Source organism: Halothiobacillus sp. DCM-1 (assembly GCF_045689735.1).
Lineage (GTDB): Bacteria > Pseudomonadota > Gammaproteobacteria > Halothiobacillales > Halothiobacillaceae > Halothiobacillus.
Map to the genome: position 1 here is coordinate 629548 of NZ_CP142685.1, position 22221 is coordinate 651768.

The following is a 22221-nucleotide window of genomic DNA, read 5'->3' on the forward strand; positions in this document are numbered from 1 at the left end:
TCGCCTGCTGCGGGACAATGTGCTTAAGAGTGGGGGCGGGTCAAAAAAAATCAATCGGGCTCGATGGGGTTTTCCGCTGTGCGCGATGCCGTGCGGCGGGCACGCGGGTGTGCGGCTTCATACACTTGGGCTAAATGGGCAAAATCCAGATGGGTGTAGATTTGCGTAGTCGCCAGACTTTCGTGCCCCAGCAGTTCCTGCACGGCGCGCAAATCACCCGAGGATTCGAGCAGATGCGTCGCAAAGGCATGCCGCAATTGATGTGGGTGGAGCGGCTGATTGAGTCCCGCGCGCTGGGCGCACTGATTAAGCCGGAGTTCGACTGAACGGGTGCTGAGTCGTTGGCCAAGGCGGTTGATGAATAATGCCGGTTCTGCGGGATTTTTCAGCCAGCGGAGCCGGTGCGGCAACCAGGCATCGAGCGCGTCGAGGGCTTGGCTGCCGACCGGGACAAGTCGGGTCTTGTTGCGTTTGCCGGTGACGCGGGCGATGCCACTCTGCCGATCGAGATCGCTGAGATCGAGCCCGACCAGTTCCGCAATTCGCAGCCCGGCGCTGTAGGTCAGTTCCAGCATGGCCAGATCGCGCCGGTTGATGGGCGTGTCTGGGGTGGGGGTGTCCAGTAGCTGGCTGAGCGTTTCAATGCTGGGGGCGTTCGGCAGTTTCTTGGCCGCTTTCGGAGGTTTGAGTGCCTCGGGGCTGGCAGGACAGGGGATGCCCTGGGCGCGCCAGTCTTTCAGCAGCCAACGGAGCGCCGAGGCGGTTCGGGCGAGGCTTGCCGGGCTGAGGCCGGCCTGGTGACGCGCCGCGAGAAAACCGCGCAGGCAACGATCATCGAGTTGTTCTGTCTCACGGCAGGAGAGCGTGGCCAGATAGCGCCCCAGCGCTTGCCAGTCCTGCGCATAGGCTTGGCGGGATTTTTCCGACAGCCGCAGGTGTTGATGCAAACGCGCTGTGGCATTGTCCAGTGCCTGAGCCAAGCTGTGAGCCAACCTATGGGCCGGAGCGTGGGTCAAGGCTGGAATCTCATCGGACATGCGGCAGTTCAGGCCGTGCGGAGAAAGGCGCTGGCGAGTTCGCCGATTTGGGTCAGAAACAGCGTGCCTTGTGCGGGGGTAAACCCGTCGGGCGCAAAGCGCCCCATTGCCAGCACCTGCAGATCATCGGCCAGCGCGCCTGGCACGGCGACGACGGCGGCTGAGCCCGTATGCGGAAATTCGGCACCGAGCAAGGCGCTGCGCTGGGGATCACTCAGACGACCGCAGAGCGGGGTGCCGCTGGCTTTCCAGCCCTGCAAGGCGTGTTGAGCGGACGGATCCAAGCTGCGCCAGGTGTGCAGGGTGGTGACATCAATCGAGAAATGGCTGCGCAGCAGTGCGCAGAGCGCATCGGCGTCGCCGCGCGCCGTCGTCAGCAGCGCACAGGTGAATTCGTGCATCTTGCGATCCATCGCCGCGTTCTGTTCTGCGGTCTGGTGCAGGTAACTGACGACGCTTGCTTGCGCAGCGAGTTGTGCCCGCAGCGTTCTGAGCTGGCGATGGGGCAGGCTGATTACCCCCCCTTCCGGTTCGGGCAGATCGACGGCACCCAGCCAGTCGGGTTGCGCCTCGATGGCCGCCTGAACGAAATCCGCCAAAACCCGGGGCGACTCGAGCGCGAGAGATTGCGCCAAATAATCGGCGTGCTGTTCGAATAAGGCGCGCAGGGCTTCCTTCGTCGGCAAACTGGGGGTATCAAGGCGGGGGGCGGTGGCGTCGGTCATGGCTCGACTCGGATTCTAGTGATGATATTCAAGCGGAAATTGCACCATAGCGAGATTCTGGCCTGCCCGCAATGAGTGATCGCAGGAACCCGCCCCTTTTGATCGGGCAGCGCGTGTCTTACGACAGCATCTTCGCATACAATGTCGGGCTTCTGGATTGGCGTGACCCGCTGCCGTTGGGCGGGGCGCCAATCCTGTACTTTCCGATTCGGAACCTGCTGCCGGTCCTGCCTGCACCCGCCCGTATCGCCCCTGAAACACGCGGTTTGTCGTAGTAGCCGCCACTGCCAAAGGAGAGCGTCATGCCGACGATTACCCTACCTGATTCATCCCAACGCCATTTTGATCATCCGGTGACGCTGGCCGAGATAGCCGCCGACATTGGTTCCGGCCTTGCCAAGGCAGCCATTGCGGGCAAGATCGACGGCAAGCTCGTGGATTTGTCGCGCACGGTGGACAAAGACGCGGCGATCGCCATCGTCACCGCCAAGGATGCCGAAGGACTGGAGGTGATCCGTCATTCGACCGCACATCTGATGGCGCAGGCGGTCAAACAGTTGTATCCCAGCGCGCAGGTCACCATTGGCCCGGTCATCGACAACGGCTTCTACTATGACTTCTACTTCGAGCGCCCCTTCAACGATGAAGATTTGGCCGCGATCGAGGCGAGAATGCACGAACTGGCTGCGCGGGGCGATGAATTGACCCGTCGTGTCGTCGATCGGGCGAATGCTGTGCAGTTTTTCGATCAGCTGGGTGAAGAATTCAAGGTTGAGATCATTCAAAGCATCCCCGAAACGGAAGAACTGACCCTCTACACCCAGGGGGATTTCACCGATTTTTGTCGCGGTCCGCATGTGCCGAATACCAATCGGCTCACAGTGTTCAAGCTGATGAAAGTGGCGGGTGCCTACTGGCGTGGGGATGCCAAAAACCCGATGCTGACGCGCATTTACGGGACGGCGTTTGCCACCGAAAAGGAGCTGAAAGCCTATCTGCACCAACTGGCCGAGGCGGAAAAGCGCGACCACCGGCGCATCGGCAAGCAGCAAAATCTGTTTCATTTTCAGGAAGAAGCGCCGGGCCTGGTGTTCTGGCATCCCAAGGGCTGGGCGTTGTGGCAGGTGATCGAGCAGCACATGCGCGGGGTGTATCGCGCCTCAGGCTATTCGGAAGTGCGTTGCCCGCAAATTCTGGATGTGTCGCTGTGGAAGAAATCCGGCCACTGGGATAACTACCAGGAAAACATGTTTTTCACGGAATCGGAGAAGCGCAGCTTTGCCGTGAAGCCGATGAACTGCCCCGGTCATGTGCAGGTCTTCAACCACGGCCTGCACAGCTACCGCGATCTGCCGATTCGGTATGGCGAGTTTGGTGCCTGCCATCGTAATGAGCCTTCCGGCGCACTGCACGGCATTCTGCGGGTGCGGGGGTTTACTCAGGATGACGGCCACATTTTCTGCATGGAAAGCCAGATCGAATCCGAGGTCAAAGCCTTCCATGAACAGGCGTTGGCGGTCTATGCCACCTTCGGCTTTACCGATATACAGGTCAAAATCGCCCTGCGCCCGGAGAAGCGACTGGGCACCGATGCCGTCTGGGATCAGGCCGAAGCCGCGCTGCGCGGGGCATTATCGGCGGCCGGGGTGGCCTGGACGGAATTGCCGGGCGAAGGTGCGTTCTATGGACCGAAAATCGAGTACCACCTGAAAGACGCGATTGGCCGCACGTGGCAGCTCGGCACGATTCAGGTCGATTTCATGATGCCGGAGCGCCTGGGGGCGACCTATGTGGACGAACACAGCGAGCGCCGTCATCCGGTGATGTTGCACCGCGCGATCGTCGGTTCCATGGAGCGGTTTATCGGCATCCTGATCGAACACCATGCGGGCCTGCTGCCGTTCTGGCTGGCGCCGGTTCAGGTCGTGGTCATGGGGATTACCGACAAACACGCAGCCTATGTCGAAGCAGTGACCGCCCGGTTCAAAGCGGCGGGGCTACGGGTGGAAGCGGATCTGCGCAATGAAAAAGTCGGATTCAAGATTCGGGAGCATACCCTGGCTCGCGTACCCTATTTGCTGGTGGCCGGTGACCGGGAGATGGAAACCCAGTCCATCGCCGTGCGCACCCGGGAAGGGCAGGATTTGGGCGTGCGACCGATCGAAGCCCTGTTGACGCAGTTGCTTGAGCAGGTTCGCGTTGAGTCGAGCCCCCCGGTGCAGGGGGGTAATGGGTAAGCCAGCGCCGCTCGTCACCCGGTGTCAACGGATTGCCTTGATTGCAACGCGCCCCGATCCGCCAGCATGCAGACGGGATCTGGTGGGTAATCCGGTGGCAACTGCGGGTTCGTTGGATAAAGACTTGCATCAATAGACGGGCGTATTAACATATTGCCCCTGATTGACTGCGGCCACGGCAAAGCCTCTTCGGGCATGTCGCGTGGCCGCGGATGTTTTTGAATATTTGAGGATAAGAAGATAGCTCAGCTCCGTGCCCCCCAAGCCCCTGCCGCGCGCGACCCAGATGAACCGCGCATCAATGGTGAAATTACCGCCCGAGAAATTCGGTTGATCGATGAAAACGGCGAGCAAGCTGGCATCGTGCGCACGCGCGATGCGCTGATGCGTGCCGCTGAAGTCTCGCTGGATCTCGTCGAGGTGGCTGCCAATGCCACGCCGCCCGTCTGCAAGATCATGGATTACGGCAAGTTCAAGTATCAGCAAAGCAAAAAGCAAGCTGAGGCGCGTAAAAAGCAGAAACAGATCGAGGTCAAGGAAATCAAATTTCGTCCGGGAACGGAAGATCATGATTACCAAGTCAAAATGCGCAGTATCGTCCGGTTTTTAGAAGACGGCGACAAAGCCAAAATCACCCTCCGATTCCGTGGCCGGGAAATGGCGCATAAGGAAATTGCGGGGGAATTACTGGATCGCATCGAAAAGGATCTGGCTGAATTGGCGATCGTTGAACAGCGGCCCAAAATGGAGGGTCGGCAAGTGACGATGGTGCTGGCGCCGAAAAAATAGGTGCAATATACCGGGGCGACCCACTAGTCCCTTGGCTTTTTGGCAGCATTCTCGTATACTTTCGCGCCGCTTTTGCTTATGGCTTTTTTAGCCTGGCTGGCGGCGAGTCGGGCTTTCCCGACTGAATCCCTCGCTCTTGCGGTGGCCTGTGGTCAACAGGCCGGGCAGAAAGCTTGGGAATAGCCCCGTTCGCGTTACCGACTGCTCCGACGCGCCGGGTGTTCACACCAAAACATGGTCAAACTGGAGTCAAACATGCCGAAGATCAAATCTAATCGCGGCGCAGCCAAGCGGTTCAAAATCACCGCCGGCGGTGTGAAGCGCAAGCAATCACATCTGCGCCATATCCTGACGAAAAAGTCATCCAAGCGTAAGCGTCAGCTCGGTTCACCGGCGTTCGTTCACGAGCGCGATGTTCCGTCGATTCATATCATGCTGCCCTACGCTTAACGGAGGACTTGACCCATGGCACGCGTAAAACGCGGCGTGAATGCTCGCGCCAAACATAAAAAAGTGATGGACAAAGCCAAAGGGTACTACGGTGCCCGTTCCCGGACATTCCGGGTGGCTCATCAAGCGGTCATCAAAGCGGGGCAGTATGCCTATCGTGACCGCCGCGCGAAAAAGCGCACTTTCCGTTCCTTGTGGATTGCCCGGATCAATGCGGAAGCTCGTGTCAACGAGATTTCTTACAGCCGCTTGATGGAAGGGATCCATAAGGCGAATATCGAGATCGACCGCAAAGTATTGGCTGATCTGGCGGTGTTCGATAAGCCGGCGTTTGCAGCCATTGCGGCGCAGGCCAAAGCGGCGCTCGGTCTGTAAGGTCGATAGGGCGGCGGCCTATCCGCCGTCGGTCAGAATTCGCATACAATCAGGCGCTCTTTGCAGGGCGCCTTTTTTGTTTCCGGCTGGGTTTTCTGCTGCACGGTGTGTCAAGGCGAATCTGTTTGGATAAAACGGGGCTGATTGGCTCCGCGTGGATTTTACCGGAGCGATCCTCGGCGTCTCGTCGAAGGCTGCGGTTCCCACCAATCGTTGAATGGAGTGTGTTTGTGACTGACTCTCTTTCCCCGGAGGCAACCCAGTCGTTGCAGGTGTCGGCGTTGGCCGCGATTGCTCAAGCAGCGGATCTGGAGGCATTGGAGGCGTTGCGGGTGCAGTACACCGGCAAGAAAGGTGTGCTCACGGATCTGATGAAAGCCTTGGGACAGCTCGATCCCGAAACGCGCCGCGCGCGCGGAGCCGAAATCAATGAGGTGAAGGAGGCAATCCTCGCCGCATTAGCAGAACGCAAGGTGTCGCTGGCTGAGGCGGCGCTGGCCGCGCGGCTGAAGTCGGAACGGCTGGATGTGACGCTGCCCGGCCGGATGCAGATGCCGGGGGCGGTGCATCCGATTTCTCGTATGATTCGCCGGATCACCACGATTTTTGGTCAGATGGGCTATCAGATTGCCGAGGGGCCGGAGATCGAGGATGACTGGCATAACTTTACGGCGCTCAATATTCCGCTGACCCATCCGGCGCGGGCGATGCACGATACTTTCTATTTCGATGCGGAGCGCCTGTTGCGCACGCATACTTCGCCGGTACAAATTCGCACCATGCAGCAACAGCAGCCGCCGCTAAAGGTGATCGCGCCGGGGCGGGTTTATCGTTGTGATTCGGATATGACCCATTCGCCGATGTTTCACCAGATTGAGGTGTTGTATGTGGCGGAATCGGTGCGTTTTACCGATTTGCGCGCGACCCTCAAACAATTTTTGGCGGCGTTGTTTGAACAGGATGATTTGCCGATTCGGTTGCGGCCCTCATTTTTCCCGTTCACGGAGCCTTCCGCAGAAGTCGATATCCAGTGCGTGCATTGTCAGGGGCAAGGCTGCCGGGTGTGCAAGAAAACCGGTTGGATCGAAGTTCTGGGCAGCGGCATGGTGCATCCCAATGTGCTGCGGGCCGTCGGCTATGATCCGGCGAAAGTGAGTGGTTTTGCGATCGGCATGGGGGTCGAACGCTTGGCCATGTTGCGGTACGGCGTTGACGACCTGCGTGCTTTTTTTGAGAACGATCTGCGTTTCCTGGCGCAGTTTGCCTGACCGATTTTTTGATCATCCTTTTGATTTTTAAGTCAATGATGTCCGCTTTGATGAGCGGCCGTCGAGTCATTTAATAAAGAGTCAATTCCATGCGTTTTTCTGAATCTTGGCTGCGTGAATGGATCAACCCACCGGTGACTACGGCAGAATTGGCGCACCGTTTGACCATGATCGGCCTCGAAGTCGATGCGATCGAGCCCGCTGCGCCCGATTTTTCTGGCGTGGTCGTGGCGGAGGTTTGCGCGGTTGAGCCGCATCCTGCCGCAGATAAATTGCGTGTCACGCGGGTTCGTACCGGGCAAACGGAATTCCAGGTGGTGTGTGGTGCGCCGAATGTCGCCGTGGGGATGCGTGTTCCTTTTGCCACGGTGGGTGCGGCGCTTCCGGGCGGCTTGACCATCCGTGCAGCCAGCCTGCGGGGCGTTGAGTCGCTGGGCATGCTGTGTTCGGCCACGGAGTTGGGTTTGCCGGCTACGAATGATGGCCTGTGGGCTTTACCGAGTGATGCGCCGATAGGGGCGGATTTGCGCGCGTGGCTGCAACTCGATGATGCCGTCATCGAACTCGGGATCACCCCGAATCGGGGGGATGCCCTCTCCATCCTTGGTCTGGCGCGGGATTGCTCGGCGTTGTTCGATCAGCCTTTGCTCGATCAGGATCGCCTGCTGGCTCCCCCCGCAGTCACGGGGTCGGTGGTGCCCGCCGCGCAGATTGCCGCTCCGCAGGATTGCCCGGTCTATCGTCTGCAGGTCATCGAGCAGATCCCGACGAACCGGAGCACGCCGCTCTGGCTGGCGGAACGCCTGCGTCGTGCGGGCGTCAAGGTCATCGAGCCGATCGTGGATATCTGCAACTATGTCATGCTGGAGCTGGGTCAGCCTCTGCATGCATTCGATGCAGATCGTCTGACGGGCGCCCTGACCGTTCGTCGTGCCCGTGCCGGTGAGCAGTTTTTGGCCTTGAACCAGCAGAGGCTGACGCTGACTGACGAGTGTCTGATCATTGCGGATGAGCACGCCCCCGTGGCGTTGGCGGGGGTGATTGGGGGGGCGGATTCGGCGGTTCAGGCTGGTACGCAGCGGATTGTGCTGGAATCCGCGTATTTCACCCCGGAAGCCTTGGCTGGCCGTGCGCGCCAGTTCGGTATTGCGACCGATGCAGCATTCCGCTTCGAGCGGGGTGTCGATCCCCTGTTGAGTGAGCGCGCCCTAAATCGCGCTGTGGCACTGATCGTGTCGATTTGTGGCGGTGTGGCGAGTCCGCCGATTGCCGCCCCCGGTGGACGGATTGCCTTTGAGCCTTGCCCGATCGTGTTGGATATGGATTGGGCATCGGCTCGGCTGGGGTTGGTCATTCCCGTTGATCAGGCCATGCAGTTTTTAGAACGCCTGGGCTGTCGGATGGAGCGGATTGGCGCGCAACGGCTGACGGTGTTCCCGCCCAGTCATCGTTTCGATTTGCGCATCGCAGAAGATTTGCTGGAGGAATTGGCGCGGCTGATTGGTTTTGATGCCTTCGATGCTCCACTGGCGCCGAGCGCCACCGTGCTGACGGTACCTGCCGAAACGCGGAACCGCAAAACAATGGTGGCGGATGTGCTGGTCGATCTGGGGTATTTTGAGGCCATCACCTACAGTTTTATCGATCCGGCCGTCGCCGGCTTATTTGCGGCAACGCCCGGCATTGCCCTAGCTAACCCGATCTCCAGCGAGATGGCGGTGATGCGTCAAAGTCTCTGGCCGGGACTGCTCATGGCGCTGCGTTTCAACCAGAACCGGCAGCAGAATCGCGTGCGGCTGTTCGAAATTGGCCGCAGTTTTCACGGTTCATTGGATGGTCGTGAGGAAATCGACCGCATCGCGGGCGTGATCACAGGGAGCCGTTTGCCGGAACAGTGGGCGGTGCCCAGTGTGTCTGTGGATTTTTTCGATCTCAAAGGCGATGTGCAGGCGTTGTTGTCCCGGCTTGGGTTCGATGCGCAGTCGGAGGATGAGACGACCCGTGTTCGTTTTGTTGCGGCTCCGCATCAGGCGCTGCATCCGGGACAATCTGCCGCGATTTATCTTGGGGGTCGCCCGGTGGGTTGGTTGGGCGCCTTGCATCCCTTGGTGCAGCAGGCCATGGATCTGACTGGCTCGGTTTATGTTTTTGAGCTCTCGCTCGCGGCGGTGCGGGATCGGCGATTGCCGGTCAATCGACCGCGTTCGCGCTTCCCACAGGTGCGACGGGATCTGGCGCTGCTCAAGCCCGTATCCATCAGTGCGGATGAGTTATTGGCAATAATTGCGGCTGATCAGGCGGAGTATCTGCGCGAAGTGGCGATTTTTGACCGTTTCATCGGCGCGGGCATTCCGGAAGGGTTCGAAAGTGTGGCGGTCAAGCTGGTGTTGCAGGCTTTTGAACGCACCCTGACAGATGAAGAAATCATCGCTATAATCAGCGACATACGAACAAAACTTGCGCAGCATCAGATTGAGTTGCGCAGCTAGAATAAGGTGCATCATGGCATTAACCAAAGCCGATCTCGTGGAAAAACTGCATGCCGAACTGGGTCTGAACAAGCGTGAGGCCAAGGACTTTGTCGATATTTTCTTTGAACAACTGCGGGGTACGCTGGAATCCGGCGAGGAAGTCAAACTCTCGGGGTTTGGCAATTTCCACCTGCGGGACAAGAGTGAACGGCCAGGGCGAAACCCCCGCACTGGCGAGATGATTCCGGTCACCGCCCGCCGGGTGGTGACCTTCCGTGCAGGACAAAAACTCAAGGCCATGGTTGAGGCCTATGACGGCACCGTCGCATCCTGAATCGCTGCCGCCGATTCCCAATAAACGATACTTCACCATTGGTGAAGTGGGTGTGCTCTGCGATGTCAAGGCGCATGTCCTGCGGTACTGGGAGCAGGAGTTCGGCCAGCTTAAACCGACTAAACGGCAAGGCAACCGCCGCTATTATCAGCGTCACGACATCGAGCTGATTCGTCAGATTCGCAGTCTGCTGTATGACCAAGGATTCACGATTGCCGGCGCACGGTTGCAATTAACGCCAGGCCGTGCCGCTGCCTCGGCACCCGTCGTGGCCGCGCCGGTGATCGAGCCTTCATTGAATTGGGATTTGCTTTCCACGCCGGCCGAGATTCCCGCAAGCGAACCGCAGTTGGATGACGCGGTTGAGACTGGGCAACCCGTCGCCACCGGCGTGCCTGCGGTGGCCGTCGTGCGGAATTTGGCAGATATTTGCGCCCGCTTAGATACCTTGGCGGATGAAATTTCCGCCGCTTTAGCGATAACGGCTTCCCCTGTCGCGCATTCCTGAGGTGCTGATCCTCACCCATCTGGGGCACTGGGGCGTTGCACGGCGGCTGCTCAAGCAAGCTGGGGCGCAGCGCAACCGAGCCCGCTTTAGCGTCGCGTCGCGTCGTCCGTCCCGGCTTGAATTTTTGGGTCGAGGGACTCAACCCGTATTGCGCATCCCGGCGGCGATCGCATTGATCGAACGCAGCAAGGGTGCCAGCCATTGATCGCGTTCTGCGGCCGGGGCGCTTTCATCGCGGTATCGACGCAGCAGCACGATCTGGATATGGTTCAGCACATCGAGATAGGGATTCCGACGCATCATCGAAGTGCCGATGTATTCGTCGATTTCCACCAAAGATTCCACTTGCGCCACGCGTAACAATTCTTGATAAGTCCGCTCGTACTCTGCGCGGATTTTTTCGTACACCGGTCGGCTTTGTGCTTGATCGGCGACGAGGCTGGCGTATTCCCCCGCGATTTGCATTTCTCCTTTGGTCAGCGAGAGTTGGGTATTCCGCAGCATGCTGTGAAAGAACGGCCAATGGGTGAACAGGTGGTGCAGCAAATCCGGCTGATCTTTGTGATTTTGCCGCCAGGCTTTGAGTGCCGAGCCGATGCCGTACCAGGCGGGCAGGGTGTGCCGGGATTGAGACCAGCCGAATACCCAGGGAATGGCGCGAACCGAGGCTTTGGAGAGATCCCCCGCCTTGCGGGATGCCGGGCGTGAGCCAATGTTGAGCAAACCTAACTCGCGTACCGGGGTGGCTTCGAAGAAATAGTTGAAGAAAAAAGGCGTGTGATCCGTCAGGTCGCGATACGCCTTTTCGCCATATTCAGCGAGTTCGGCCACCACGGCTTCATAGTCTGCAGGTACGGGCGGTTGCGGCGTGACGAGATGCGCCGAAGCCTTCATCAGGCCGGTGGCGCCCATGGTGAGCTCGTAAATGGCGGTTTCCGTGTTGCTGTATTTGGATGACAGCACTTCTCCTTGTTCGGTGAACTTGATCTGTCCTTCCACGGTGCCGGCGGGCAGGGAAAGAATCGATTCGTGGGTGGGGCCGCCACCGCGGGCGACGGTGCCGCCTCGCCCGTGGAAGAGGCGACAGGTGATGCCATGGGCTTGCGTCAGGGCGAGAACGCGTTTTTGGGCGTTGTATAGATTCCAGACCGAAGCCAATGACCCGCCATCTTTGCAGGAGTCCGAATAACCCAGCATCACTTCCTGCAGGTTGCCAGAGGCCGTGAGCAGGGCGCGGTAGGTCGGATTGGCGAATAGGGTGCCGAGGACGCTTTCAATCGCCTGTAAATCTTCGATGGTTTCGAACAGGGGGGAAATCTGGATATCGCAGAACCAGCCTGAACGCGTTTTGCCGGCCAACCCGCTCAACACGGCCATGAACAGGACTTCCAGGATATGGCTGGGCTCATGCGTCATCGAGATGACATAGGTGCCGAAACAATCCCGGCTGATGGTATCGATCAGTTGGCGTTTGACATTGAATACGCGCAGGATTTCGGCCGTTTCCGGGCTTAAGTCGTCCAGCTTGGGCGCTTTGAGTTTGCCTTTGTTGATCAGCGCCGTCAGGGTGTTTTGTCGGGTGGTTTCATCTTGGGCGAGATAATCCGTTTTGGGGCTCAAGTGACGAATCAGCTCGGCGACTGCTTGGGTGTGTCTTGTCGATTCCTGACGGATGTCGAGTTGAGTCAAGTGCCAACCGAAGGTTTCTGCCAGTCGAATCAGATCTTTGATTTCTGCATCGGCCAGAAGTGCATCGCCGGTGGTGATGAGGGTGTCGCGGATCCGGTAGAGATCTTGCAGAAACTCCTCTTTGTGTTGATAGGCTTGTTGACTGAGCGGTTGTGGGGCTTTCTCAATCAGGCTGTTGATATAGGAAAGATTTTTCTTGAGCCGATGGCTGATGGTGCGCAGCTTGAGGCGGTACGGCTCTTCGGCAAAAAAGCTGTCGCCGCTGTTTTCGGGTGTCGTCAGTTCGAGGAGCTTCGCGTCTTGACCGAGCCCCAGGCTGGTTGGGCAGATTTCGGGACAGAGTTGGCTGGAATGGGTCAGCAGCCGATCCATCGCCGCCAGGCGCTCTAGATATTCTTCCAGAATGGTTTGGGTGGCGGCACAGACCGCGTAGGTCGTCACCTCATGCGTGACAAACGGGTTGCCGTCCCGGTCGCCGCCAATCCAGGAGCCAAACCGCAGGAAGCTGGGCACCTTGATCGAGGATTTCTCGCCTTGGGGTTCAGGAAAATTGACCTCGACAGCGCGTTCCAGATAACGATAGGCCAGCGGGACTGCGTCGAAAATCGAGGTGCGGAAGTAATACATCCCCAGCCGGATTTCATCATGCACTTCGGGGCGGGTCGAGCGGACTTCATTGGTTTTGAGCAAGGAAAGAATTAATGCCTTGACTTGGTTGTTCACCCGCTCGCGTTCGATGCCACTGGTTTCGCTGCGATCAAGATCGGCGCAGAGCAAAAAGATGCGGCGCTGTAAATCCATCACGGTTCGGCGTTTCGCTTCGGTGGGGTGCGCGGTGAATACGGGCATATACACCAATCGATTCAGCAGGGATTGCACCGCATCGGCCGACATGCCCTGCTTGGAGAATTCGCGCATCGTGTCGTAAAAAGAGCCACGCCAGAGGCGCAGCCCCAACCGGACTTGCCGCCGCCTGGCCTGATGCATGAAGTCTTCTTCAGCGATGTTGACCAGGTTGAAATAGAGACCGTAGGCGCGCACCACCATGTTCAGGGTCTCGGCATCGAGCGTGCGCAATTGCGTCATCAACCGGGTGTTGAGTTTGGGGCTGGGTTTCTGCCGCAGGCGAATAAAGCCCCGACGCAAGGTTTCCACCGTATCGAAGACATGCTCGCCCGTTTGTTCTTTGAGCACCTCGCCCAAAAGATTGCCGAACAGACGCACACGAGCGCGCAGGGCTTTATCGTCGGATTTGTGGATTTTTTTCATGGCAACACCAAGGCTTGAGCGGGCGGTACATCGGCCAGGGGTAAGGCAGCGATGCGGAAACAGTCAATCATGATGGCGGGTGACTGTCATTATTTTTTAGTGCGGGTGGCAGTATAACGGCTCAAAGTGTCTTGCTGACAGCCGTGCGTGACAGTTAGCAGGAAGTTGAAAAAGGGCTTTCCTGCCCCTTTTCAACTCGGCTCGTCGCGGCGCGTGTCCGCGACGGCCTCCAAAGATCAATCAGTTAGGGTGATTGATCTTTGTGCAAGCCATCCATGGCTTGCCTTACCCGGCCGTTGAAAAGATTTTTTCAACGGCCGGGTAGTCCCAGCCCGATTGGCGTGATGCGCTGTTAAACGGCTATTGCGTCGGTCATTCAAAGGGTGCAGTCTTTCATCAGGCCGTTGGGAGTTAAGCCACCGGGTATCGCCAATCATTCGTGTTAGGGAGATTCAATGATGCGTTTAGGGATGTATGGTTTGGGGCGCATGGGCGCCAATATGGTGCGCCGGCTGGCGCGAGGCGGGATTGAAGTGGTGGCGCATAACCGCAGCCGTGCGCCGATCGATGAATTGGTGGCCAGCGAACCGGGCGTGCAGCCGGCTTATAGTTTGGACGCGCTGATCGCGGGGCTGCCGTCGCCGCGGATTGTTTGGTTGATGCTGCCCGCCGGAGAGATAACGGAGCAGGCCATCACCGAGATTCTACCGCGTCTGGCCGAAGGGGATTTGTTGATCGACGGTGGGAACAGTTTTTATCAGGACACGATCCGTCGGGCGGCGCGCGTACAGGCAGCCGGTGTGCAGTACATGGATGTGGGCACTTCCGGCGGCGTTTGGGGGCTGAAAAACGGCTATAGCCTGATGTTTGGGGGTTCTGCGGCGGCGGCTGAGATGATCCGTCCCGCGATCGAGGTGTTGGCGCCGGCGGCGGATAAGGGTTGGGGGCATGTCGGGCCGGTCGGTTCTGGGCATTTCACCAAGATGATTCATAACGGCATCGAGTACGGCATGATGCAGGCGCTGGCCGAGGGCTTGGCGGTGCTGCGCGCGAAAAAAGAATTCGACCTCGATTTGGCGCAGATCACCGAGCTGTGGCGGGATGGTTCCGTCGTGCAAAGCTGGTTGCTGGATTTGACTGCGGAAGCGCTCGCCGCGCAGGGGCAGGCGTTGAGCCACATTGCCCCGGTGGTGGCGGATTCCGGCGAAGGCCGCTGGACGGCGACCGAAGCGATCAATCTCGGGGTGCCTGCGCCGGTTATGACGCTCGCCTTGCAGATGCGCTTTGCCAGCCAGGATGCCGAAGGGTATCCCAATCGATTGTTGTCCCTGATGCGTAACGCATTCGGGGGGCACGCCATCACGCCGCAATAGCGCTCACGGTCAGGGAAGAGGAATGCGACATGGCTCAACACAGTCAAACGGGGCGCGTGGGCGTCCGGCACGATCCGGTCACCATCGTGATTTTCGGTGCCACAGGCAATCTGGCGCACAAAAAGCTGTTGCCGGCGTTGTATCAGCTGGAAATGGCGGGGGAACTGCCTGCAGGTAGCCGGATCGTCGGCTTTGGTCGGCGGGATTGGACGGATGATCATTGGCGCGACGAGGTGCGCGTGCTGCTCAGCGAGGACGAATCGCGGTTGGAACCGGCGCTGGGTCGTCTGTTGACCAAGTTGCACTTCCACAATGGCGATTACGAAACCCACGATTGCTTTGCGGCGTTGGGTCAGCGCATTTTGGCGCCGGAGTTCCCCGCCTGTGTGATGTTTTACTTCGCGGTCGCGCCGGAAGCGTTCGGGCCGATTTGTCAGCATCTGGCGGCGGCCAATCTGGTGGATCAGTCGAAAGGCTGCCGACGGCTGGTCATCGAAAAACCGTTTGGGCACGACATCGAAAGCGCCCATGCGCTCGACTCGCTGCTGCACAAACATTTCGATGAAAAGCAGATTTACCGGATCGATCATTACCTCGGCAAAGGAACCGTGCAAAACATCATGGTGATGCGCTTTGCCAATCTGTTGCTCGAACCGCTCTGGAACCGGAACTACATCGACCACATCCAGATTACCCATGCGGAAACGCTGGGGGTCGGTGGGCGCGCGGGCTATTACGAGTCGGCTGGTGCGCTGCGCGATATGATTCAAAGCCATCTCATGCAGATGCTCGCCTTGATTGCGATGGAGCCGCCGCCGTCGATGGATCCCGAAGCCGTGCGGGATGAGAAGGTCAAGGTATTGCGCAGTATTCGGCCTATTTCGCCGCGCGCCGTGCATGCTCAGGCGTTTCGGGCGCAGTATCAGGGCGGGGTGGTCAAAGGGGAAAACGAGATCGGCTACCTCGATGAGGCTGGGGTTGATCCGGATTCCACCACGGAAACTTATGCGGCGGTCAAACTGTATGTCGATAACTGGCGCTGGAAAGGGGTGCCGTTTTATCTGCGTACCGGCAAACGCCTGGCGCAAACCCACTCGCAGGTCTCTGTGCGCTTCCGGGAGCCACCGCAGCAGCTATTCCGTGAAACGGCGATTGCCAAGACCGAGCCGAATTGGCTGCTGATCGGTATTCAGCCGCAGGAAAATGTTCGCTTCGAACTGCAAATCAAAACCGATGGCCTGGAAATGCGCACCCGCACGGTACAGATGGACGCCAGCTACAACAACCCGGAGCGGGAAAAGCTGGATGCCTATGCGGCCTTGTTACTGGATGTGATGCGTGGGGATCAAACCCTATTCCTGCGGTACGATGAAGTAGCCTGGGCCTGGCGGGTGGTTGACCCCATCCTCAAGGCGTGGTCGGTAGAGCGGGATTTCATTCATACCTACCCGGCCGGTAGTTGGGGGCCGAAAGAAGCGGAGCGGCTGTTTGATGACGATAGCCATTTCTGGCGTAATGATCTGGCGATTTTGTCGCATTAGCAGGCCGCTGAAAAACTCCCGGGATAGATTCATTAAGGATGAATGTATTCAGGGTGTTCTGAGATCGACTCCTTTTAACCATTGACTGTTGCACCCGGAGATCCCGGAAAGGACACACGATGAGCGCATTAACCCAATCTTCCTGCTGGCAGGCACTTGAGCGTCATGCCACGGATTTTCGCAGACAACATCTGCGCGATCTGTTCGCCGCCGATCCGGAGCGGGCTGCCCGGTATAGTGCCCAGGTCGCCGGTTTGTGGGTGGATTACAGCAAGCAGCGCATCAGCGACGAAACCTTGGAATTGCTGATGGCGCTGGCGGCACAGCAGGGCGTACTGGCGCGGCGGGATGCCATGTTTGCGGGCGAAAAAATCAATACCACCGAGCGGCGCGCGGTGCTGCATGTGGCGCTACGCAATCGTTCCAACCGCCCGATCGAAGTAGATGGCCTGGATGTCATGCCGGGGGTTAATGCAGTCTTGGCGCAGATGCGATCCTTTACGGACGCGGTGCATCAGGGGCGTTGGCTGGGCTTCACCGGCGAGCGCATCACCGATGTGGTGAACATTGGAATCGGCGGCTCGGATCTCGGGCCGCGGATGATTTGTGATGCGCTCGCCTCCCATGCGGTTGCCGGGATGCGTGCGCATTTCGTGTCGAATGTAGCACCGAGTGATGTGGCGACCGTGCTGGCCGGGCTGGAACCGCAGCGCACGCTGTTCGTGGTGGCATCCAAAACCTTTACCACGCAGGAAACGCTGGCCAATGCGCAGGCGGCTCGCCGCTGGCTGGTCGATCATCTGGGCGATGAAGCGGCCGTGGCGCAGCATTTTGTGGCGGTTTCGACCAACGCTGAGGCCGTTGCCAAGTTCGGCATCGACACGCGGCAGATGTTCCCGTTCTGGGATTGGGTGGGTGGGCGCTATTCCCTGTGGTCCTCGATTGGCCTACCCATTGCCCTCTATATTGGCATGGATGGGTTCGAGCGCTTGCTCGAAGGAGCGCATGCACTGGATGAGCATTTCCGCACGGCACCCGCAGAGGAAAACCTGCCATTGCGCCTTGGCTTGATCGATGTCTGGAACAGTAATTTTCTCGGCGCGGAAACCCTGGCGATCCTGCCGTATGGCACGCGGCTGCACCGTCTTCCGGCCTATCTGCAGCAGGCGAGCATGGAATCGAATGGCAAGTCGGTCGATTGGCATGGCCAGCGGGTAGATTACGCCACCGGGCCGGTGGTCTGGGGCGGCGCGGGCACGAATGGCCAACATGCGTTCTATCAGTTGTTGCATCAAGGCACGCGCCTGATTCCGAGTGAATTCATCGCGGCCGTTCGTACGCATTCCCCGGTGGGCACGCAGCAGGCGATGCTGTTGTCCAATCTGCTGGCTCAAACCCGCGCGCTCATGCTCGGTCGTGATCTGAACGCTGTGACACGAGAAATGCAGGCGGCGGGGGTTTCAGCACAGGACATCGCGGAAATCGCCCCGCATCGCGTTTTTCTTGGCAATCAACCCAGTACGACGATTCTGTTCCCGCAAATGACGCCCGAGGCGGTTGGCGCCCTGGTGGCGTTGTATGAACACCGGATTTTTGTGGCCGGGGCGCTCTGGCAGATCGATTCGTTTGATCAGTGGGGGGTTGAACTGGGCAAGCAAATGGCGAACGAATTGCTGCCCTCGGTTGGCTACCGCCCCCCCGCAGGGCAGTTTGACGCCTCGACGGAATCCCTCCTGCAGGTGATTCATCAGCACTGGATGTAACGCCTTGATTCTGTTGTATCTGGATACTGCCACCGAGGCCTGTAGCGTCGGTGTCTGGCAGAATGGGCAGGTTTTATCCCGCTTTGAGTATGCGCCGCGCGCGCATACTCAGTTGTTGTTGCCGATGGCTCAGGCCGTATTGCAAGAAGCCGGGTTGTCGCTTGAAGCGCTCGACGGCATAGCCTTCAACCGGGGGCCTGGGTCATTCACCGGCGTGCGGATTGCCGTGGCTGCCGCTTTAGGCATGGCCATGGGGCTTGGTTGTCCGGTTCTCGGTGTTTCCTCACTTACGGCGCTGGCACAGTCGCGCTATGAATCGATGGCCGAAGGCGAGCGGATACATGCCGCGATCGATGCGCGGATGGGTGAGGTTTACCACGGCGCATTCGAGCGCCGAGCGGGTCGGTTAAGGGCGGTGACGGACGAACAGGTCATCGCGCCCGCTGCGTTGATTGCACAATGGCAGCACTTATCCTGGCTGGGTGCGGCGTCTGCGGTCGGTACAGGATTTGGCCGTTATCCTGAACTGGCTGCGGCACGGGGATGGCGGGAAATTCTGCCGGAGCAACTGCCCGATGCCCGTTTTGGGGTCGCTCTAGCCGCGCAGGTGCCGTTGCAGGATTGGTACCCGCCCGAAAAAGCAACGCCGGTGTATCTGCGCGATGAGGTCGCCACGCCCAAGGGCGCTTGAGAAGAAGCGCGGACTCAGCCGCAGGCGCCTTTGCGCGGATTGTGGCAAATCGGTGTGATGTCGGGGTGCTCGACCGCGTCGGCAATCGCCGCAACCAATTGCCCTAATTCATCGGGTGTGATGACACTCAGCACCTTGCCGAGCAGGGCAGGGTCAACCCGTGCCAAGCTTGAACCCCCATCCTCCAGTTGGACCCATATTCCAGCCGAGACGGTGTCCTCCGCGCTTTCCAAAGCGCGTTCCGCCGCTTCATTGCGTTGAGTTTCTTCCTCGTACCACGCCTCAATCTGATCGAGTAAGGCATCGTCGATATCATCCGGGATGCCGACATTCGTCACCGACTCGTTAATTGGATCCGGTTTCGCAACAGCGGGGATGCCAAGGGCTTTCAGCCGGCCAATAAAATCGTTGCCACGATCGGAGGTTAAAAAAGTAAATTCATACATGACAGTCGCCTTAACTGATTGAAATACATCGGGGGCTATCCGAACCCGGGGTGGACGGCTCATGAGACAGCGATGGCACCGCATCGTATCCCAGAATTTACCCGGTAGGGAGTGTGGGATTTGTCCACTCGGACAATCGTGTCGATAGATGAGTAATTCACTTGGTTGAAATAGGGTTATTTGCCGATAAAGTGTGGCAATTGCCCTATTGATTGGGTATTCACCGGGAGGAAAACATCATGACCACAGAAATGCAGATTGTCTTAATCAGCATCGTTTCCATGATCGGAATCATCGGTATGCCAGCCTATGTGTTCTGGTGGTTCTGGAAAAAATCTGGCGAGGCGGTCAAAGATAAAAACGCCCATTGATCGTCCTTGCTCATCCTGTTTGTCGAGTATCGGATGGGGCTTGTTGAAGCTGCGCCCCTCCGTTGATCGTCTATGATCACAAGTTAACCCGCCCCTGGAACGCCTACTGTAACGGGGTAAGGAAAAAGCCAGCATGAAGCTGGCTTTTTGATCTTCGCAAAACCTATCCCCAGCGCATCGTGCCGGGGATCCAGTGCTTATTTGCGCAGCGCAGGGCCGTTGATCACCTGGCCGTTGTCGATGTAGGCGAGGAAATATTCCAGATCCTTCATTTCGGTGGAATATTGTTTGAACGGAATCGAGCGCGTATCACGCATACAGCCTTCAAACCGGTTGTTGAGCGTAATCATTTTCTGCTTGCTATAACGGAACACCGGGAAGCCAGTGGTGTTGCCGATGCCGGTATGCAGCACTTCTGCGCGGGTGCGCTGAGTCGCGTGATACATGTGGCAATCCGCGCAAGAAAAGTTGAGCTGACCGGTCTTGCGGAAGAAGATCTGCTTGCCGTGATTGAATGCGGCTACGGCGCGGGGATCATTCGGAATCTGAACATCCACTTTCATCCCGTCAGACTCGCTGGCGAGATAGGCAGAGACATCGACGAGGTCGTTATAGCCCTGCTTCGGTCCCCAGACCTTGTCTTCGGGTACGCCGGCATTTTTCTGACAGTTGATCAGGTCGTCTTCCAGGTTGTGTACTTTGCCATCTTTAGTGTTGAAGTATGGGTACTTGGCGCGCAGTCCTTTCGCTTCACCAACGCAAGAAGAAAGCGGCTTGCCATTGGGTAGGCGGTAGTCTTCCCAGATTTTCTTGCCTTTGGCGATGTAGTCGTTTTGCGGTGGGAATTCCATTAAATCGTTGTACTGGGACAGCGCATCCTTATCAAACGCATAGGTGCCCATGTTGTACTTGTCGTGTGGGATTTGTGGAAAGTTTTGATAAAAGTAGTTGCGGAATTCTTTGGCGAATTCTGCGGGGTTGCTTGGGTTATTCAGCGGATTGAATTTCACATCACCCGCAACGGCGGTCGCGATGGATGCACCCATGCCTGCGATCAACAGGGCGGAGAAAAGTTTTTTCATGCTAGTGAGCTCCTCGGAAGGGTAAGGCCAAAACGAGCGCGGGGCTCAGAGCGTGTAGAGGTAGTCAACGACCTTGTCGATCTCTTCTTTCGTCAAGATCTTGTGGTCACCCATCGGGGGCATGATGACGCCTCGGCCGAACTTCTTGCGAGGATCCCAGATCACCTGGAACAAATCCTCTTTGTTGGGATAGCGTGCTTTCATGGCAATCAACATCGGGCCGATGTTGCCGGGTAATTGACCGTCGGCAATCGCGTGACAAGCCAGGCAGTTGCCCTTGGATTTGTCGAACGCAATTTCTTTGCCTTCTTCCTGGTCTTTGGTCAGTGCAGGCTTGGCCGCTGCAGCGGGCTCGGCCGCAAAAGCTGCGGGGGACAGGGCGAGTCCGGTCGTGAGCAGCACAGCAGCACCGGATACGGTGATTGCGCGAATCAATGATGACATTATCTTTTTCTCCTCTCAGGGCGTTATCGTGCCCAGATGGGTTTGGTGGTTTGTCCAGAAGACACTCGATACTTTAGCCCGCTGGGTTGCTGACACAATAAAAAAATTTTTATGGCTGCATGGTTAGCCCCGCTTGTATTTTTGTCGGGTATTTTGCAATTTACTGATGCAGTTTTTCTTGGTGAATTGCAATGAAGTTGAATAGCCAGGCGCTTGATCTGCGTTTCGATTGATACAGCCTTAAGAATTTTGCATAAGCGTGTTGATGCGCTTTGTGCTAGAAATGCGCGCTTCAATATCTGTTGAAGCCCTGTACACCGTGTTTCGTGGGCTGGTGGTGGTTCGAAGCCCTTGAGCGGGGTGCAATTATTGTTGAGGTTTTGGAACGATGGCGAATTATCAAACGATCAGCCCGGAGTCATTGCAGGCGCGTATCCATGAAGTGCTGCTGGTTGATGTGCGTGGGACGGGTGAAACGGCTCGGGGCATCATCAAGGGCGCCAAGTTGATCCCGCTGCATCTGGTGCCGATGAATGTGCATGAGTTCAAATCGGCGAAGGATGTAGTGATCTACTGCCACAGCGGGGCGCGTTCCGCTCAGGCATGTCAGTTTCTGGCCGGTCAGGGAATCAGCAACCTCTTTAATCTCGAAGGTGGCGTGATGTATTGGGCGGGCGCGGGCTTGCCTTTGGTCGCGCCGGATTGATGACGACCGTCCTCGATGCGCGGGGTTTGCGCTGTCCCTTGCCTTTGTTACAGGCTCGCAAGGCATTGTCCACCCTGTCTGCCGGCGCTCGATTGACGGTCATGGTCAGTGATCCCGGCGCGCCAGCGGATTTCACTGCGTATTGCGCGCAAACCGGGCATCGCCTGATTGAGATTTTGCCTGCTGATGAGCCATCTGTTTGTCATATCGTCCTAGAGCGGGGCACGCGCTGATGGGCGGTGGGCTGGCCTTGGTTGTCGCGCATGGGGATCCGGCCACGCTACGCGTCGCCTTGTCTTTGGCTCTGGCGGCGGCTTCCGTCGGCGATGAGGCGCTGGTGTTCGCCAACCAGTCCGGCTTGGCCTTGTTGACGCATGAGCTGCCTTCACCAGATTTGCTCGAATTGCGCACCCTGGCGACGGAGGCCGGTGTTCGTTGGGTGGCTTGTGCGGATTCTTTGGCTGCGATGGGTCTGTCGCGTGATGCGCTGATCAGGGATGTCGAACTGGCCGGTGCCGTGCGGTTTTATTTGGCCGCGCGCGCCGCCAAAGTGAGCTTGTACTTATAACTTGATTGGTTCGCAGGTGATTTCTGCTGCGTTGTCGGTTTTGGTCGTTGGGTAATTTTAGCTAGGTGCTCTCAGGAAAGTGAG

21 protein-coding genes and 1 pseudogene are annotated in these 22221 nt (G+C 58.1%); 16 read left to right on the plus strand and 6 right to left on the minus strand.

The window, feature by feature from the left end; translation table 11 throughout:
* Positions 1-50 precede the first annotated feature (50 nt).
* Both VOI35_RS02990 and VOI35_RS02995 read right to left on the minus strand, forming a co-directional pair.
* Positions 51-1037 (minus strand): tyrosine recombinase XerC, encoded by a 987-nt coding sequence (locus VOI35_RS02990; RefSeq protein ID WP_407276417.1) that lies wholly within the window; start codon positions 1035-1037, stop codon positions 51-53.
* A gap of 8 nt (positions 1038-1045) precedes the next feature.
* Positions 1046-1762 carry a DUF484 family protein gene (locus tag VOI35_RS02995; RefSeq protein WP_407276418.1) on the minus strand — a complete coding sequence of 239 codons (717 nt, stop codon included), beginning with the start codon at positions 1760-1762 and terminating at the stop codon, positions 1046-1048.
* A 302-nt stretch (positions 1763-2064) separates the two neighbouring features.
* Here VOI35_RS02995 and thrS point away from each other — a divergent pair, with 302 nt between their 5' ends.
* The 8 genes and pseudogenes from thrS to VOI35_RS03035 all read left to right on the plus strand — a co-directional run.
* Positions 2065-3999 carry a threonine--tRNA ligase gene (gene thrS / locus VOI35_RS03000; RefSeq protein WP_407276419.1) on the plus strand — a complete coding sequence of 645 codons (1935 nt, stop codon included), beginning with the start codon at positions 2065-2067 and terminating at the stop codon, positions 3997-3999.
* Between the two features lie 240 nt (positions 4000-4239).
* Positions 4240-4788: a translation initiation factor IF-3 gene (gene infC / locus VOI35_RS03005; protein WP_407276781.1), complete on the plus strand. Its 549-nt coding sequence runs from the start codon at positions 4240-4242 to the stop codon at positions 4786-4788.
* Positions 4789-5043: 255 nt separating this feature from the next.
* The gene (gene rpmI / locus VOI35_RS03010; protein ID WP_407276420.1) at positions 5044-5238 is read left to right on the plus strand and encodes a 50S ribosomal protein L35; all 195 of its coding nucleotides are present in this window, start codon (positions 5044-5046) and stop codon (positions 5236-5238) included.
* A gap of 15 nt (positions 5239-5253) precedes the next feature.
* Positions 5254-5613 carry a 50S ribosomal protein L20 gene (gene rplT / locus VOI35_RS03015; RefSeq protein ID WP_407276421.1) on the plus strand — a complete coding sequence of 120 codons (360 nt, stop codon included), beginning with the start codon at positions 5254-5256 and terminating at the stop codon, positions 5611-5613.
* A 230-nt stretch (positions 5614-5843) separates the two neighbouring features.
* The gene (gene pheS, locus VOI35_RS03020) at positions 5844-6881 is read left to right on the plus strand and encodes a phenylalanine--tRNA ligase subunit alpha (RefSeq protein WP_407276422.1); all 1038 of its coding nucleotides are present in this window, start codon (positions 5844-5846) and stop codon (positions 6879-6881) included.
* Between the two features lie 89 nt (positions 6882-6970).
* Positions 6971-9370 (plus strand): phenylalanine--tRNA ligase subunit beta, encoded by a 2400-nt coding sequence (pheT, locus tag VOI35_RS03025; protein WP_407276423.1) that lies wholly within the window; start codon positions 6971-6973, stop codon positions 9368-9370.
* Positions 9371-9383: 13 nt separating this feature from the next.
* On the plus strand, positions 9384-9686 hold the full coding sequence (locus VOI35_RS03030; RefSeq protein ID WP_407276424.1) for an integration host factor subunit alpha: 303 nt from the start codon (positions 9384-9386) through the stop codon (positions 9684-9686).
* Positions 9664-9936: pseudogene (locus VOI35_RS03035) on the plus strand (MerR family transcriptional regulator); the annotation flags it as partial. The gene VOI35_RS03030 and the pseudogene VOI35_RS03035, both read left to right, overlap by 23 nt.
* Before the next feature lie 396 nt (positions 9937-10332).
* Here the strand turns inward: VOI35_RS03035 and ppc are convergent.
* Entirely contained in the window at positions 10333-13152 is a 2820-nt protein-coding gene (gene ppc / locus VOI35_RS03040) for a phosphoenolpyruvate carboxylase (protein WP_407276425.1), read from the minus strand.
* Between the two features lie 455 nt (positions 13153-13607).
* Here ppc and gnd point away from each other — a divergent pair, with 455 nt between their 5' ends.
* From gnd to tsaB, 4 genes are all read left to right on the plus strand, one after another.
* Complete coding sequence (gene gnd / locus VOI35_RS03045) at positions 13608-14525, plus strand: phosphogluconate dehydrogenase (NAD(+)-dependent, decarboxylating) (RefSeq protein ID WP_407276426.1); 918 nt, start codon at positions 13608-13610, stop codon at positions 14523-14525.
* 29 nt (positions 14526-14554) lie between these two features.
* Complete coding sequence (gene zwf / locus VOI35_RS03050; protein ID WP_407276427.1) at positions 14555-16066, plus strand: glucose-6-phosphate dehydrogenase; 1512 nt, start codon at positions 14555-14557, stop codon at positions 16064-16066.
* A 119-nt stretch (positions 16067-16185) separates the two neighbouring features.
* Positions 16186-17829, plus strand: coding sequence for a glucose-6-phosphate isomerase (gene pgi / locus VOI35_RS03055; protein WP_407276428.1), 1644 nt, complete (start codon positions 16186-16188; stop codon positions 17827-17829).
* A 4-nt stretch (positions 17830-17833) separates the two neighbouring features.
* Positions 17834-18520, plus strand: a complete 687-nt coding sequence (gene tsaB / locus VOI35_RS03060; protein WP_407276429.1) for a tRNA (adenosine(37)-N6)-threonylcarbamoyltransferase complex dimerization subunit type 1 TsaB — start codon at positions 17834-17836, stop codon at positions 18518-18520.
* A 14-nt stretch (positions 18521-18534) separates the two neighbouring features.
* Here the strand turns inward: tsaB and VOI35_RS03065 are convergent, their stop codons facing one another.
* On the minus strand, positions 18535-19029 hold the full coding sequence (locus tag VOI35_RS03065; RefSeq protein WP_407276430.1) for a hypothetical protein: 495 nt from the start codon (positions 19027-19029) through the stop codon (positions 18535-18537).
* Positions 19030-19205: 176 nt separating this feature from the next.
* Between VOI35_RS03065 and VOI35_RS03070 the strand changes: the two genes are divergently transcribed.
* Positions 19206-19337, plus strand: a complete 132-nt coding sequence (locus VOI35_RS03070; RefSeq protein WP_407276431.1) for a hypothetical protein — start codon at positions 19206-19208, stop codon at positions 19335-19337.
* A 197-nt stretch (positions 19338-19534) separates the two neighbouring features.
* Here VOI35_RS03070 and soxA read toward each other — a convergent pair whose 3' ends face one another.
* Both soxA and soxX read right to left on the minus strand, forming a co-directional pair.
* Complete coding sequence (soxA, locus tag VOI35_RS03075) at positions 19535-20419, minus strand: sulfur oxidation c-type cytochrome SoxA (protein ID WP_407276432.1); 885 nt, start codon at positions 20417-20419, stop codon at positions 19535-19537.
* 45 nt (positions 20420-20464) lie between these two features.
* Positions 20465-20863, minus strand: a complete 399-nt coding sequence (gene soxX / locus VOI35_RS03080) for a sulfur oxidation c-type cytochrome SoxX (protein ID WP_407276433.1) — start codon at positions 20861-20863, stop codon at positions 20465-20467.
* A 388-nt stretch (positions 20864-21251) separates the two neighbouring features.
* Here soxX and VOI35_RS03085 point away from each other — a divergent pair, with 388 nt between their 5' ends.
* Genes VOI35_RS03085 through VOI35_RS03095 form a run of 3 tightly spaced genes read left to right on the plus strand, consistent with a single transcriptional unit; the run spans position 21252 to position 22137 of the window.
* Positions 21252-21569 carry a rhodanese-like domain-containing protein gene (locus VOI35_RS03085; protein WP_407276434.1) on the plus strand — a complete coding sequence of 106 codons (318 nt, stop codon included), beginning with the start codon at positions 21252-21254 and terminating at the stop codon, positions 21567-21569.
* Positions 21569-21802: a sulfurtransferase TusA family protein gene (locus VOI35_RS03090; RefSeq protein ID WP_407276435.1), complete on the plus strand. Its 234-nt coding sequence runs from the start codon at positions 21569-21571 to the stop codon at positions 21800-21802. Before VOI35_RS03085 ends, VOI35_RS03090 begins: the two co-directional genes overlap by 1 nt.
* Complete coding sequence (locus VOI35_RS03095; RefSeq protein WP_407276436.1) at positions 21769-22137, plus strand: DsrE/DsrF/DrsH-like family protein; 369 nt, start codon at positions 21769-21771, stop codon at positions 22135-22137. The genes VOI35_RS03090 and VOI35_RS03095 overlap by 34 nt, the downstream gene beginning before the upstream one ends.
* Positions 22138-22221 lie beyond the last annotated feature (84 nt).

Coding starts and splice junctions, on each gene's coding strand:
- VOI35_RS02990 (WP_407276417.1), bottom strand. CDS start 1,037: ATGTCCGATGAGATTCCAGCCTTGACCCACGCTCCGGCCCATAGGTTG.
- VOI35_RS02995 (WP_407276418.1), bottom strand. CDS start 1,762: ATGACCGACGCCACCGCCCCCCGCCTTGATACCCCCAGTTTGCCGACG.
- thrS (WP_407276419.1), top strand. CDS start 2,065: ATGCCGACGATTACCCTACCTGATTCATCCCAACGCCATTTTGATCAT.
- rpmI (WP_407276420.1), top strand. CDS start 5,044: ATGCCGAAGATCAAATCTAATCGCGGCGCAGCCAAGCGGTTCAAAATC.
- rplT (WP_407276421.1), top strand. CDS start 5,254: ATGGCACGCGTAAAACGCGGCGTGAATGCTCGCGCCAAACATAAAAAA.
- pheT (WP_407276423.1), top strand. CDS start 6,971: ATGCGTTTTTCTGAATCTTGGCTGCGTGAATGGATCAACCCACCGGTG.
- VOI35_RS03030 (WP_407276424.1), top strand. CDS start 9,384: ATGGCATTAACCAAAGCCGATCTCGTGGAAAAACTGCATGCCGAACTG.
- ppc (WP_407276425.1), bottom strand. CDS start 13,152: ATGAAAAAAATCCACAAATCCGACGATAAAGCCCTGCGCGCTCGTGTG.
- gnd (WP_407276426.1), top strand. CDS start 13,608: ATGATGCGTTTAGGGATGTATGGTTTGGGGCGCATGGGCGCCAATATG.
- zwf (WP_407276427.1), top strand. CDS start 14,555: ATGGCTCAACACAGTCAAACGGGGCGCGTGGGCGTCCGGCACGATCCG.
- pgi (WP_407276428.1), top strand. CDS start 16,186: ATGAGCGCATTAACCCAATCTTCCTGCTGGCAGGCACTTGAGCGTCAT.
- VOI35_RS03065 (WP_407276430.1), bottom strand. CDS start 19,029: ATGAGCCGTCCACCCCGGGTTCGGATAGCCCCCGATGTATTTCAATCA.
- VOI35_RS03070 (WP_407276431.1), top strand. CDS start 19,206: ATGACCACAGAAATGCAGATTGTCTTAATCAGCATCGTTTCCATGATC.
- soxA (WP_407276432.1), bottom strand. CDS start 20,419: ATGAAAAAACTTTTCTCCGCCCTGTTGATCGCAGGCATGGGTGCATCC.
- soxX (WP_407276433.1), bottom strand. CDS start 20,863: ATGTCATCATTGATTCGCGCAATCACCGTATCCGGTGCTGCTGTGCTG.
- VOI35_RS03085 (WP_407276434.1), top strand. CDS start 21,252: ATGGCGAATTATCAAACGATCAGCCCGGAGTCATTGCAGGCGCGTATC.
- VOI35_RS03090 (WP_407276435.1), top strand. CDS start 21,569: ATGACGACCGTCCTCGATGCGCGGGGTTTGCGCTGTCCCTTGCCTTTG.